This window comes from Lysobacter olei, assembly GCF_054777355.1.
The window spans coordinates 318,648-331,479 of record NZ_BAAHAT010000001.1 but is presented as its reverse complement, the minus strand read 5'-3'; the positions used below and the strand labels follow the sequence as shown (position 1 = coordinate 331,479).

8 protein-coding genes and 1 tRNA gene are annotated in these 12,832 nt (G+C 64.8%); all 9 read left to right on the top strand.

The genetic code is table 11. The features are described from left to right. Positions 1-30: 30 nt before the first annotated feature. Positions 31-106: transfer RNA gene (locus ACYVBS_RS01685), tRNA-Trp, on the top strand. A 93-nt stretch (positions 107-199) separates the two neighbouring features. Then, complete coding sequence (gene secE / locus ACYVBS_RS01680) at positions 200-577, top strand: preprotein translocase subunit SecE (RefSeq protein ID WP_460821368.1); 378 nt, start codon at positions 200-202, stop codon at positions 575-577. Positions 578-581: 4 nt separating this feature from the next. Further along, the gene (gene nusG / locus ACYVBS_RS01675) at positions 582-1,163 is read left to right on the top strand and encodes a transcription termination/antitermination protein NusG (RefSeq protein ID WP_144817160.1); all 582 of its coding nucleotides are present in this window, start codon (positions 582-584) and stop codon (positions 1,161-1,163) included. A 288-nt stretch (positions 1,164-1,451) separates the two neighbouring features. Further along, complete coding sequence (gene rplK / locus ACYVBS_RS01670; protein WP_036140052.1) at positions 1,452-1,880, top strand: 50S ribosomal protein L11; 429 nt, start codon at positions 1,452-1,454, stop codon at positions 1,878-1,880. A 3-nt stretch (positions 1,881-1,883) separates the two neighbouring features. Continuing rightward, the gene (gene rplA / locus ACYVBS_RS01665; protein WP_460821366.1) at positions 1,884-2,582 is read left to right on the top strand and encodes a 50S ribosomal protein L1; all 699 of its coding nucleotides are present in this window, start codon (positions 1,884-1,886) and stop codon (positions 2,580-2,582) included. A 356-nt stretch (positions 2,583-2,938) separates the two neighbouring features. Continuing rightward, positions 2,939-3,466: a 50S ribosomal protein L10 gene (rplJ, locus tag ACYVBS_RS01660; protein ID WP_460821365.1), complete on the top strand. Its 528-nt coding sequence runs from the start codon at positions 2,939-2,941 to the stop codon at positions 3,464-3,466. 58 nt (positions 3,467-3,524) lie between these two features. After that, positions 3,525-3,893, top strand: a complete 369-nt coding sequence (gene rplL, locus ACYVBS_RS01655; RefSeq protein ID WP_460821363.1) for a 50S ribosomal protein L7/L12 — start codon at positions 3,525-3,527, stop codon at positions 3,891-3,893. 284 nt (positions 3,894-4,177) lie between these two features. Then, on the top strand, positions 4,178-8,329 hold the full coding sequence (gene rpoB, locus ACYVBS_RS01650; RefSeq protein WP_460821362.1) for a DNA-directed RNA polymerase subunit beta: 4,152 nt from the start codon (positions 4,178-4,180) through the stop codon (positions 8,327-8,329). A gap of 99 nt (positions 8,330-8,428) precedes the next feature. Continuing rightward, on the top strand, positions 8,429-12,667 hold the full coding sequence (gene rpoC / locus ACYVBS_RS01645; protein WP_460821361.1) for a DNA-directed RNA polymerase subunit beta': 4,239 nt from the start codon (positions 8,429-8,431) through the stop codon (positions 12,665-12,667). Positions 12,668-12,832 lie beyond the last annotated feature (165 nt).

Below are 12,832 nucleotides of genomic sequence, written 5' to 3'. Positions count from 1 at the left end.
CCGCCGTTGCCGTTTTCGGAACCAGTCAATACGCCAGTAGCTCAATTGGCAGAGCAGCGGTCTCCAAAACCGCAGGTTGGGGGTTCGAGTCCCTCCTGGCGTGCCACCTGGTAGCGGGCCTGTCCGCAAGAGCCCGGCCCCCGTGGCTGGACTTCCCTCAAGACAACGCGCCCGCCAAGGCGGGCGTGCGACGAGTCGGATGAACAGCAACGTCCAACAACCCAATTCCGCCAATGCCGGCGACATCGTCAAGTATGTCGTCGCGATCCTGTTGGCCGCCGGCGGCCTCTTTGGCTACAGCTGGTTCAGCGACTGGGCGGGCAGCCTCCGTGCGCTGCTCGTGGTGGTCGGCCTTCTGGCCGGTATCGGCGTGTTCATGCTGACCGCCAAGGGTATTCAGACCCGCGAGTTCCTTTCGGAATCGAAGTTCGAACTGCGCAAGGTCGTGTGGCCCACCCGCCAGGAAGCCCTGCAGACCACGTGGGTGGTCATGATCGCCGTCGCCGTGCTGAGCCTGATCCTGGCCGGTTTCGACGTGGTCATCCAGTGGGCGGTCAAGTGGTTGCTGGGGCGCTGAGGAGATGAGCGACGTGACGAACGAAGGCAACAAGCGCTGGTACGTGGTCCACGCCTATTCCGGCTTCGAGAAGTCGGTAGCCCAGGCGCTGCGTGACCGTATCGTGCGCGCCGACATGCAGGACAAGTTCGGTGACGTATTGGTCCCGACTGAAGAAGTGGTGGAGATGCGCTCCGGCCAGAAGCGCCGTTCCGAGCGCAAGTTCTTCCCGGGTTACGTGTTGGTGCAGATCGCTACCCATGACGAGGCGGGCATCCCGCGCATGGACAGCGAAAGCTGGCACCTGATCAAGGAAACCCCGAAGGTGTTGGGCTTCATCGGTGGCACCGCCGACAAGCCGCTGCCGATCGCCGACCACGAGGCCGCGACCATCCTGAACCGTGTTCAGGAAGGCGTCGAGAAGCCGCGCCCGAAGGTCCTGTTCGAGCCAGGCGAGATGGTCCGGGTCATCGATGGTCCGTTCAACGACTTCAACGGCGTGGTCGAAGAGATCAACTACGAGAAGAGCCGCCTGCGCGTGGCTGTGCTGATCTTCGGCCGTTCGACCCCGGTCGAGCTGGAGTTCGGCCAGGTCGAGAAGGCCTGATCTCCAGATGCCCCGGCTCCGGCCGGCGGCATTGTTTCGGCCAGCCCCTTGCTGCACGTTGTTGGGTGCTGGACCGCTCCCTCGCCATCCCGCTGCCCGGCAGTGCCCTGCAGCGGCGGTGAAACCCTGATATAGTGTGCGGCTCGCTCCCCGTGGCAAGCCGCCACGGAAGTTTCGGCCGCCGTCAGGCGGCCGTTCGCGCGAGCAAAACGTGAATGTCGGGACACGTGATTTTCCCGACGCGATGGGGAGCCTGACGTCAAGGCGTTTGCACCCGGAGACAGAAAAATGGCTAAGAAAGTAGTCGGTTACATCAAGTTGCAGGTCAAGGCCGGTCAGGCCAACCCGTCGCCGCCGGTCGGTCCGGCCCTGGGTCAGCGTGGCCTGAACATCATGGAGTTCTGCAAGGCGTTCAACGCTGCGACCTCCAAGCTCGAGCCGGGTCTGCCGACCCCGGTCATCATCACGGCCTACTCGGACCGTACCTTCACCTTCGTCACCAAGTCGACCCCGGCCACGGTGCTGCTGAAGAAGGCTGCCGGCATCACCTCCGGCTCCAAGCGCCCGAACACCGAGAAGGTGGGCAAGGTCACCCGCGCCCAGCTCGAAGCCATCGCCCAGCAGAAGGAAGCCGACCTGACGGCGGCTGACCTGGAAGCGGCGGTGAAGACGATTGCGGGTTCGGCCCGCAGCATGGGTCTGGTGGTGGAGGGCTAAGACATGGCAATGACCAAGCGCGAAAAGGCCATCAAGGCCGCTGTTGTCCCGGGCAAGTCGTACGCCTTCGAGGACGCGATCAAGATCATCAAGACCGCCACCAAGGCCAAGTTCGTCGAGTCCGTCGACGTTGCCGTGCGCCTGGGCGTGGACGCCAAGAAGTCCGACCAGCAGGTCCGCGGTTCGACCGTGCTGCCGGCCGGTACCGGCAAGTCGGTGCGCGTGGCGGTGTTCGCCCCGGCCGGTGCCAAGGCTGACGAAGCCCTGGCCGCTGGCGCCGAGGCCGTCGGCATGGACGACCTGGCCGAGAAGATGCAGGCCGGCGACCTGAACTACGACGTGGTCATCGCGACCCCGGACGCCATGCGCGTCGTCGGCAAGCTCGGCACCGTCCTCGGTCCGCGCGGCCTGATGCCGAACCCGAAGGTCGGCACCGTGTCCCCGAACCCGGGTGAAGCGGTGAAGAACGCCAAGGGCGGCCAGGTCCGTTACCGCACCGACAAGGCCGGCATCATCCACTGCACCATCGGCAAGGCCTCGTTCGAAGACGCCTCGCTGAAGGACAATCTGCAGGCCCTGCTGGCCGACCTGATCAAGGCCAAGCCGGCGACCTCGAAGGGTCAGTACCTGCAGAAGATCTCGATCAGCTCGACCATGGGCCCCGGCGTCACCGTCGACCAGTCGTCGCTGAACCTGAAGTAATGCGTTTCATGCCGCTCCGTTCGCGGGGCGGTTCGGGTCGGGGGTAACCCCGGTCCAAGTTTTTGAGGGCACCGTTCCGGCTTCGGTCGGAACGGCCGCCGTCAAAGACCGCAGGTGCGGTCAGCGCCTACCGGCGACGGGCACGGAAGCTCGACATGGCAAGGAATCGCCGTCGGTGGAAGCGAGGCTGCTTAATCCGGACCTCCGGGTCGACCTGCGTAGATGGTGCCTTCTGGAAAATTTTTCTGGAGTGGCCACCACCGGGAAGCCGCAAGGCGTCCCCGATGCCACGGACTGGTGTCGCCCAGGACCGCACGCGGCAGGAGCCGTAAGCGGAATTCAATTGGAGGAGTGCAATGGCTCTCAATCTGTCCCAGAAGCAAGATGTAGTCGCAGAGGTGGCTGAAATCGCCGCCAAGGCGCACTCCTTGGTCGCAGCCGAGTACGCGGGCACCACGGTCAGTCAGATGACCGCGATGCGCAAGAAGGCCCGCGAAACCGGCGTGTACTTGAAGGTTGTCAAGAACACGCTGGCGTCGCGCGCCGTGGCCGGTACCGAGTTCGAGGTCGTCAAGGACGCCCTGACCGGTCCGCTGCTGTACGCGTTCTCGCTGGAAGAACCCGGCGCCGCCGGTCGTCTGATCAAGGAAGCCGCCAAGGGCAACGACAAGCTCAAGCCGCGCGTCGTGTCGGTGGAAGGCAAGCTGCTGCCCGCCGAGCACGTCGAAGTGCTGGCTTCGCTGCCGACCCGCGAACAGGCCCTGGCCATGCTGGCCCGCGTCCTGGCCGAGCCGGCCTCGATGTTCGCCCGCGTCGTCAAGGCCGTGGCCGACAAGCAGGGTGGTGGCGAAGCCGCCCCCGCCGAAGCTGCTGCCGAAGCCTGATTCGCCCACGCGACTCAACTAACCGATTCGTAAGATCAATTTTCCAGAGGTAACTACAATGTCCCTGTCCAACGAGCAGATCGTCGACGCCATCGCCGCCAAGTCGCTGATGGAAGTGATGGACCTGGTGAAGGCCATCGAAGAGAAGTTCGGCGTCACCGCCGCTGCCCCGGTCATGGCTGTCGCCGCTGCCGGTCCGGCCGCCGTGGTCGAAGAGCAGACCGAGTTCAACGTCATCCTGAAGGATGCCGGCGCCAAGAAGGTCGAGGTCATCAAGGCCGTTCGCGCCATCACGGGCCTGGGCCTGAAGGAAGCCAAGGACCTGGCCGAGGCCGGTGGCGTCGTGAAGGAAGGCGCTTCGAAGGAAGACGCCGACAAGTTCAAGAAGGAACTCGAGGCCGCTGGCGCGACCGTCGAGCTGAAGTAAGCGGTACTTGCGTCGCCGGCCACCACTGGCGACCACCCAAGGCTGGGGTCGAAAGACCCCGGCCTTTGGCCGTTGTTGAAGTCCTGCGATCGGGCGTGCCCGGCGGCAGGCAGGAAACCCAACCGAGTTGGTAGTTGGAAGCAGCAGCAGAAGGCGTGCGGGTGCCGGCAATACCCGCGGCTTCCAACTGACAGTTCTTCGTTCCCCCAGGGTCGCGGACGCGCGGCCCGCCCGAGGCCCGCGACGGCGGCCCTCGTACAACAAAACCGAGGCGGTAGCTCCCCATGACGACGTACTCGTTCACCGAAAAGAAGCGCATCCGCAAGGATTTCGGCAAGCGCCGGTCCATCCTTGAAGTGCCCTTCCTGCTGGCCATCCAGGTCGACTCGTACCGCGAGTTCCTGCAGGAGCACAAGGATCCGGCCAAGCGCGACGACAAGGGCCTTCACGCTGCCCTGAAATCGGTCTTCCCGATCTCCAGCTACAGCGGCAATGCCGCGCTGGAATACGTCGGCTACAAGCTGGGCGAGCCTGCCTTCGACGAGCGCGAGTGCCGTAACCGCGGCCTGTCGTACGGCGCGCCGCTGCGCGTGACCGTGCGCCTGGTGATCTACGACCGCGAGTCGAGCACCAAGGCCATCAAGTACGTGAAGGAGCAGGAAGTCTACATGGGCGAAATTCCGCTCATGACCGACAACGGCACCTTCATCGTCAACGGCACCGAGCGCGTCATCGTTTCGCAGCTGCACCGCTCGCCGGGCGTTTTCTTCGACCACGACCGTGGCAAGACCCACAGCTCGGGCAAGCTGCTGTACAGCGCCCGCATCATTCCTTACCGCGGCTCGTGGCTCGACTTCGAGTTCGATCCGAAGGATGGCCTGTTCACCCGTATCGACCGTCGCCGCAAGCTGCCGGTCACTGTGCTCCTGCGCGCCCTCGGCTACACCAACGAGGAAATGCTGCGCGAGTTCTTCGAGGTCAACACCTTCCACATCGACCCGAAGGAAGGCGTGCAGCTGGAGCTGGTGCCGGAGCGCCTGCGTGGTGAAACCCTGGACTTCGATCTGGCCGATGGCGACAAGGTCATTGTCGAGGCCGGCCGCCGCATCACCGCCCGCCACACCAAGCAGCTGGAAGCCGCTGGCATCGCCGCGCTGGCCGTGCCGGACAGCTACCTGGTCGGTCGCATCCTGTCGCATGACGTGATCGACGCCAACACCGGCGAGCTGCTGGCCAACGCCAACGACGAGATCACCGAAGACCAGCTGGCCAAGTTCCGCAAGGCCGGCGTGGCCTCGGTCGGCACCCTGTGGGTGAACGACCTGGACCGCGGTCCGTACATCTCCAACACCCTGCGCATCGACTCGACCAAGACCCAGCTCGACGCGCTGGTCGAGATCTACCGCATGATGCGCCCGGGCGAGCCGCCGACCAAGGACGCCGCGCAGAACCTGTTCCACAACCTGTTCTTCACCTTCGAGCGCTACGACCTCTCGGGCGTGGGCCGGATGAAGTTCAACCGCCGCCTGGGCCGCAAGGCCACCGAGGGCGCACCGGTGCTGTACGACACCAAGTACTTCGCCGACCGCAAGGACGAAGAATCCGCGCGCCTGCGCGAGCAGTGCACCGGTTCGGACATCCTGGACGTGATCAAGGTGCTGACCGAGATCCGCAACGGCCGTGGCGTGGTGGACGACATCGACCACCTCGGCAATCGTCGCGTGCGCTCGGTCGGTGAAATGGCCGAGAACGTGTTCCGCGTGGGCCTGGTCCGCGTCGAGCGTGCGGTCAAGGAGCGCCTGTCGATGGCCGAGTCCGAAGGCCTCACCCCGCAGGAGCTGATCAACGCCAAGCCGGTCGCGGCCGCCATCAAGGAGTTCTTCGGCTCCTCGCAGTTGTCGCAGTTCATGGACCAGAACAACCCGCTGTCGGAAGTCACGCACAAGCGTCGCGTGTCGGCCCTCGGCCCGGGCGGCCTGACCCGCGAGCGCGCCGGCTTCGAAGTGCGCGACGTGCACCCGACCCACTACGGCCGCGTCTGCACCATCGAGACGCCGGAAGGCCCGAACATCGGCCTGATCAACTCGCTGGCCGTGTTCGCCCGCACCAACCGCTACGGCTTCCTCGAGACGCCGTACCGCAAGGTCGTGGACGGCCGCGTCACCGACGACGTCGAGTACCTGTCGGCCATCGAAGAGAACGAGTACGTCATCGCCCAGGCCAACGCGCCGCAGGACGAGAACGGCGCGATGACCTCGCCGTTCGTGAACTGCCGCTTCCAGGGTGAAAACCTGCTCAAGCCGCCGAGCGAGATCCACTTCATGGACGTCTCGCCGATGCAGACCGTGTCGGTCGCGGCGGCGCTGGTGCCGTTCCTGGAGCACGACGACGCCAACCGCGCACTGATGGGCGCCAACATGCAGCGCCAGGCCGTGCCGACGCTGAAGGCGCAGAAGCCGCTGGTCGGTACCGGCATCGAGCGCGCCGTGGCGCGCGACTCGGGCGTGACCGTGAACGCGTTGCGCGGCGGCGTGATCGAGCAGATCGATGCGGCCCGTATCGTGGTCAAGGTCAACGAGGCCGAGATCTCGGGCGAGCACGATGCCGGCGTCGACATCTACAACCTGATCAAGTACACCCGTTCCAACCAGAACACCTGCATCAACCAGTCTCCGCTGGTGAAGGTCGGTGACGTGATCGCGCGTGGCGACGTGCTGGCCGACGGTCCGTCGACCGACATCGGCGAGCTGGCCCTTGGCCAGAACATGCTGATCGCGTTTATGCCGTGGAACGGCTACAACTTCGAAGACTCGATCCTGCTGTCGGAGCGCGTGGTCCAGGAAGACCGCTACACCACGATCCACATCGAGGAGCTCACCGTCCAGGCGCGTGACACCAAGCTGGGGCCGGAGGAAATCACCGCCGACATCCCCAACGTGTCCGAGCAGGCGCTGAACCGCCTCGACCAGTCCGGCGTGGTGTACATCGGTGCGGAAGTCCGCGCCGGCGACATCCTGGTGGGCAAGGTCACGCCGAAGGGCGAGTCGCAGCTGACTCCGGAAGAGAAGCTGCTGCGCGCGATCTTCGGTGAGAAGGCCTCCGACGTAAAGGACAGCTCGCTGCGCGTGCCCCCGGGCATGGACGGCGTGGTCATCGACGTCCAGGTCTTCACCCGCGACGGCATCGAGAAGGACGCGCGTGCGCGTCAGATCGAAGAGAGCGAGATCAAGAGCGTCAAGAAGGACTTCGACGACCAGTTCCGCATCCTCGAAGCCGCCATCTACGACCGCCTGCGCTCGCAGTTGGTGGGCAAGGTGGCCAACGGCGGCGCCGGCCTGAAGAAGGGCGACACCGTCACCTCGCTGGTGCTGGATGGCCTGTCCAAGAAGGACTGGTTCAGCCTGCGCATGAAGGACGAGGACGCCATCGAGGCGATCGAGCGCGCGCAGAAGCAGATCGACGTCCACAAGGACGAGTTCGAGAAGCGCTTTGCCGACAAGCGCGCGAAGATCATGCAGGGCGACGACCTGGCACCGGGCGTGTTGAAGATGGTCAAGGTGTTCCTGGCCGTGAAGCGTCGCATCCAGCCGGGTGACAAGATGGCCGGCCGCCACGGTAACAAGGGTGTCGTCTCGACGATCGTGCCGGTGCAGGACATGCCGTACATGGCCGACGGCCAGACGGTCGATATCGTCCTGAACCCGCTGGGCGTGCCGTCGCGTATGAACATCGGCCAGGTGCTGGAAGTCCACCTGGGCTGGGCCGCAAAGGGCCTGGGCCAGAAGATCCAGCGCATGCTCGAAGCGCAGGCCAAGATCAACGACCTGCGCAAGTTCCTCGACGACATCTACAACCACGACCGCAAGGCGCACGGCGAGCGCGTTGACCTGACCCAGTTCTCCGACCAGGAGCTGCTGGTGCTGGCCAACAACCTCACCGACGGCGTGCCGATGGCGACCCCGGTGTTCGACGGTGCCGCCGAAGCCGAGATCAAGCGCATGCTTGAGCTCGCCGAACTGCCGACCAGTGGCCAGACCACGCTGTACGACGGTCGCACCGGCGAGGCGTTCGACCGCAAGGTGACCGTGGGCTACATGCACATGCTGAAGCTCAACCACCTGGTCGACGACAAGATGCACGCGCGTTCGACCGGTCCGTACTCGCTCGTCACCCAGCAGCCGCTGGGCGGCAAGGCGCAGTTCGGTGGCCAGCGCTTCGGTGAAATGGAAGTCTGGGCGCTGGAAGCCTACGGCGCGGCCTACACCCTGCAGGAAATGCTGACGGTGAAGTCCGACGACGTGCAGGGCCGTAACCAGATGTACAAGAACATCGTCGACGGTGAGTACGAGATGGTCGCCGGCATGCCGGAGTCCTTCAACGTCCTCGTGAAGGAAATCCGCTCGCTCGCGATCAACATGGAGCTGGAAGAGAACTGATCCCAAGGGCAGGGGAGTGCAGCGTCACGCGCGCTCCCCTCGCCGCGCAGTCGGTAATCCACAGCCCCTCGACGAATTCCTCCGGACTGGAGAAAAGAAATGAAAGATTTGCTGAACCTGTTCAACCAGCAGCGACCGGCGCTCGACTTCGACGCCATCAAGATCGCCCTGGCCTCGCCGGACCTGATCCGCTCGTGGTCCTTCGGTGAAGTCAAGAAGCCGGAAACCATCAATTACCGCACCTTCAAGCCGGAGCGCGACGGCCTGTTCTGCGCCGCCATCTTCGGGCCGATCAAGGACTACGAGTGCCTGTGCGGCAAGTACAAGCGCATGAAGCACCGCGGCGTGGTCTGCGAGAAGTGCGGCACCGAAGTCACGCTGGCCAAGGTGCGCCGTGAGCGTATGGGCCACATCGACCTGGCCTCGCCGGTCGCCCACATCTGGTTCCTGAAGTCGCTGCCGTCGCGCATCGGCCTGATGCTGGACATGACCCTGCGCGACATCGAGCGCATCCTGTACTTCGAAGCCTACGTCGTTACCGAGCCGGGCCTGACCCCGATGGAGCGCGGCAACCTGCTGACCGAAGAGCAGTACATGCAGGCGCGCCAGGAGCATGGCGACGATTTCGAAGCGGCCATGGGCGCGGAAGCGGTCTATGACCTGCTGCGCACCATCGACCTGCAGTCCGAAGTGGTCACCCTGAAGGAGGAGATCGCCTCCACCGGTTCGGAAACCAAGCTCAAGCGCCTCACCAAGCGCATCAAGCTGGTCGAAGCCTTCCTCGAGTCCGGCAACCGTCCGGAGTGGATGGTCATGACCGTGCTGCCGGTGCTGCCGCCGGACCTGCGTCCGCTGGTTCCGCTGGACGGCGGCCGCTTCGCGACCTCCGACCTGAACGACCTGTACCGCCGCGTTATCAACCGCAACAACCGCCTGCGCCGCCTGCTGGAGCTCAACGCTCCGGACATCATCGTGCGCAACGAAAAGCGCATGCTGCAGGAGTCGGTCGATGCACTGATGGACAACGGCCGCCGCGGCCGCGCCATCACCGGCACCAACAAGCGCCCGCTCAAGTCGCTGGCCGACATGATCAAGGGCAAGCAGGGCCGCTTCCGCCAGAACCTGCTCGGCAAGCGCGTCGACTACTCGGGCCGTTCGGTCATCGTGGTCGGCCCGTACCTTAAGCTGCACCAGTGCGGCCTGCCGAAGAAGATGGCGCTCGAGCTGTTCAAGCCCTTCATCTTCGCCAAGCTGCAGCGTCGCGGCCTGGCCACCACGATCAAGGCCGCCAAGAAGCTGGTCGAGCGTGAAGAGGCCGAGGTGTGGGACATCCTCGAAGAGGTGATCCGCGAGCACCCGGTGCTGCTGAACCGCGCCCCGACCCTGCACCGCCTCGGCATCCAGGCGTTCGAGCCGGTGCTGATCGAAGGCAAGGCGATCCAGCTGCACCCGCTCGTGTGTACGGCGTTCAACGCCGACTTCGACGGTGACCAGATGGCCGTGCACGTGCCGCTCTCGCTGGAAGCCCAGCTGGAAGCGCGCGCGCTGATGATGGCCTCCAACAACATCCTGTCGCCGGCCAACGGCGAGCCGATCATCGTGCCGTCGCAGGACGTGGTGTTGGGCCTGTACTACATGACCCGTCAGCTCGTCGGCAAGAAGGGCGAGGGCATGGTGTTCGCCAACGTCGCCGAAGTGAAGCGCGCGTACGACACCAACGACCATGACGGCAAGCGCGTGGTCGAGCTGCACGCCGCCATCAAGGTGCGTATCACCGAGAAGGTGAAGAACGAGGACGGCACCTTCGAGCAGAAGACCTCCATCGTCGACACCACCGTCGGCCGCGCTCTGCTGCGCGAGATCCTGCCGGAGGGCCTGCCGTTCGCGCTGGCCAACGTCGAGCTGACCAAGAAGAACATCAGCCGCCTGATCAACTCCTGCTACCGCATGCTCGGCCTGAAGGACACGGTCGTGTTCGCCGACAAGCTGATGTACACCGGCTTCGCGTTCGCAACGCGTGCCGGCGTGTCGATCGGCATCGACGACATGATCATTCCGGACGAGAAGAAGGGCATCCTGGCCGAGGCTGAGGCCGAGGTGCTGGAGATCCAGGAGCAGTACCAGTCGGGCCTGGTCACCGGCGGCGAGCGCTACAACAAGGTGGTCGACATCTGGTCGCGCACCAACGAGCGCGTGGCCAAGGCGATGATGGACACCATCGGTACGGAAAAGGTCGAGAACGGCAAGGGCGAGATCGTCGACCAGAAGTCGATGAACTCGATCTACATCATGGCCGACTCGGGCGCGCGTGGTTCGCAGGCCCAGATCCGCCAGCTGGCGGGTATGCGCGGCCTGATGGCCAAGCCGGACGGCTCGATCATCGAAACGCCGATCACCTCCAACTTCCGCGAAGGCCTGAACGTCCAGCAATACTTCATCTCGACCCACGGCGCCCGTAAGGGCCTGGCGGATACCGCGCTGAAGACCGCGAACTCCGGTTACCTGACCCGTCGTCTGGTCGACGTGGCGCAGGACGTGGTGATCACCGAGACCGACTGCGGCACGCTCGAAGGCCTGATGATGACCCCGATCGTCGAAGGCGGCGACGTGGTCGAACCGCTGCGCGACCGCGTGCTGGGCCGCGTCGTGGCCGAGGACGTGTTCCTGCCGGGCAACGACGAGGATCCGATTGTCACCCGCAACACCCTGCTCGACGAAGCCTGGGTGCAGAAGCTGGAAGATGCCAGCGTGCAGGCCATCAAGGTCCGCTCGACCATCACCTGCGAAAGCTCGTTCGGCGTGTGTTCGCACTGCTACGGTCGTGACCTCGGCCGCGGCCACCTGGTCAACCACGGCGAAGCGGTCGGCGTCGTCGCCGCGCAGTCGATCGGTGAGCCGGGTACCCAGCTGACCATGCGTACGTTCCACATCGGTGGTGCGGCGTCGCGTGCGGCCGCCATCGACAACGTGACGGTCAAGACCACCGGTTCGATCAAGTACAACAACCTGAAGTTCGTCGAGCACAACCAGGGCCACCGCGTGGCCGTGTCGCGCTCCGGTGAACTGTCGGTCCTCGATCCACACGGTCGCGAGCGCGAGCGCTACAAGCTGCCGTACGGTGCCACCGTCAGCGTCAAGGACGGTGCCGAGATCAAGGCCGGCCAGACCGTGGCCAACTGGGATCCGCACAACCACCCGATCGTCTCGGAAGTCGCCGGTTTCGTCCGCTTCATCGACTTCGTCGATGGCGTGACCGTGATCGAAAAGACCGACGAACTGACCGGCCTGGCCTCGCGCGAGATCACCGATCCCAAGCGTCGCGGCTCGCAGGGCAAGGACCTGCGTCCGCTGGTCCGCATCGTCGACAAGAACGGCAAGGACCTGTCGATCCCGGGTACCGACCTGCCGGCGCAGTACCTGCTGCCGCCGCGCTCGGTCGTCAACCTGCAGGACGGCTCGCCGGTCGGCGTGGGTGACGTGGTTGCCAAGATCCCGCAGGAAGCCTCCAAGACCCGCGACATCACCGGTGGTCTGCCGCGCGTGGCCGACCTGTTCGAAGCCCGCAAGCCGAAGGATCCGGCGGTGCTGGCCGAGCGCTCGGGTATCGTCAGCTTCGGCAAGGACACCAAGGGCAAGCAGCGCCTGATCATCCGCGACACGGACGGCAACGAGCACGAAGAGCTGATCCCGAAGTACCGCCAGATCATCGTGTTCGAAGGCGAGCACGTGGAGAAGGGCGAGACCGTGGTGGACGGTGAGCCGAGCCCGCAGGACATCCTGCGCCTGCTGGGTGTCGAGCCGCTGGCCGTGTACCTGACCAAGGAAATCCAGGACGTCTACCGCCTGCAGGGCGTGAAGATCAACGACAAGCACATCGAAGTGATCGTTCGCCAGATGCTGCGCAAGGTTGAGATCACCGAAACGGGTGACTCCAAGTTCCTGCAGGGCGAGCAGGTCGAGCGCCAGCGTCTGGTCGAAGAGAACGCCAAGGTGCTGGGCCGCAACGAAATGCCGGCCAAGTACGACCCGGTGCTGCTGGGTATCACCAAGGCCTCGCTGGCGACCGAGTCGTTCATCTCGGCGGCTTCGTTCCAGGAGACCACCCGCGTGTTGACCGAGGCGGCCGTCCGCGGCACCCGCGACAACCTGCGTGGCCTCAAGGAAAACGTGATCGTGGGTCGCCTGATCCCGGCGGGTACCGGCCTGGCGTACCACAGCCAGCGCCGCAAGAACGCTTCGGGCCTGACCGACTCCGAGCTTGAAGTGCTGGCCGGTCCGGCCGTGACCGAGGTGGCCGAAGCCGCCGACGTGGCGGGCGAGGACTCCACGGCAGAGTAAAAACCGGGTACAATCCCGGCGTTAACCCGGGCGGTGCGGTCAAACGCACCGCCCCAGATCACCAAAAGAGGTCGCAGGAAGCGCCTCGTGTTGGGTCCAGGACGGACGGGATCGCAGATTCTCCAGTCGGGGTGCGTTCGCGCACCCGGTGCTGGAAACAGGTTT

What these genes read in the sequence shown, in the direction of transcription:
- secE (WP_460821368.1), top strand. Translation starts at nt 200, where the DNA reads ATGAACAGCAACGTCCAACAACCCAATTCCGCCAATGCCGGCGACATC.
- nusG (WP_144817160.1), top strand. Translation starts at nt 582, where the DNA reads ATGAGCGACGTGACGAACGAAGGCAACAAGCGCTGGTACGTGGTCCAC.
- rplK (WP_036140052.1), top strand. Translation starts at nt 1,452, where the DNA reads ATGGCTAAGAAAGTAGTCGGTTACATCAAGTTGCAGGTCAAGGCCGGT.
- rplA (WP_460821366.1), top strand. Translation starts at nt 1,884, where the DNA reads ATGGCAATGACCAAGCGCGAAAAGGCCATCAAGGCCGCTGTTGTCCCG.
- rplJ (WP_460821365.1), top strand. Translation starts at nt 2,939, where the DNA reads ATGGCTCTCAATCTGTCCCAGAAGCAAGATGTAGTCGCAGAGGTGGCT.
- rplL (WP_460821363.1), top strand. Translation starts at nt 3,525, where the DNA reads ATGTCCCTGTCCAACGAGCAGATCGTCGACGCCATCGCCGCCAAGTCG.
- rpoB (WP_460821362.1), top strand. Translation starts at nt 4,178, where the DNA reads ATGACGACGTACTCGTTCACCGAAAAGAAGCGCATCCGCAAGGATTTC.
- rpoC (WP_460821361.1), top strand. Translation starts at nt 8,429, where the DNA reads ATGAAAGATTTGCTGAACCTGTTCAACCAGCAGCGACCGGCGCTCGAC.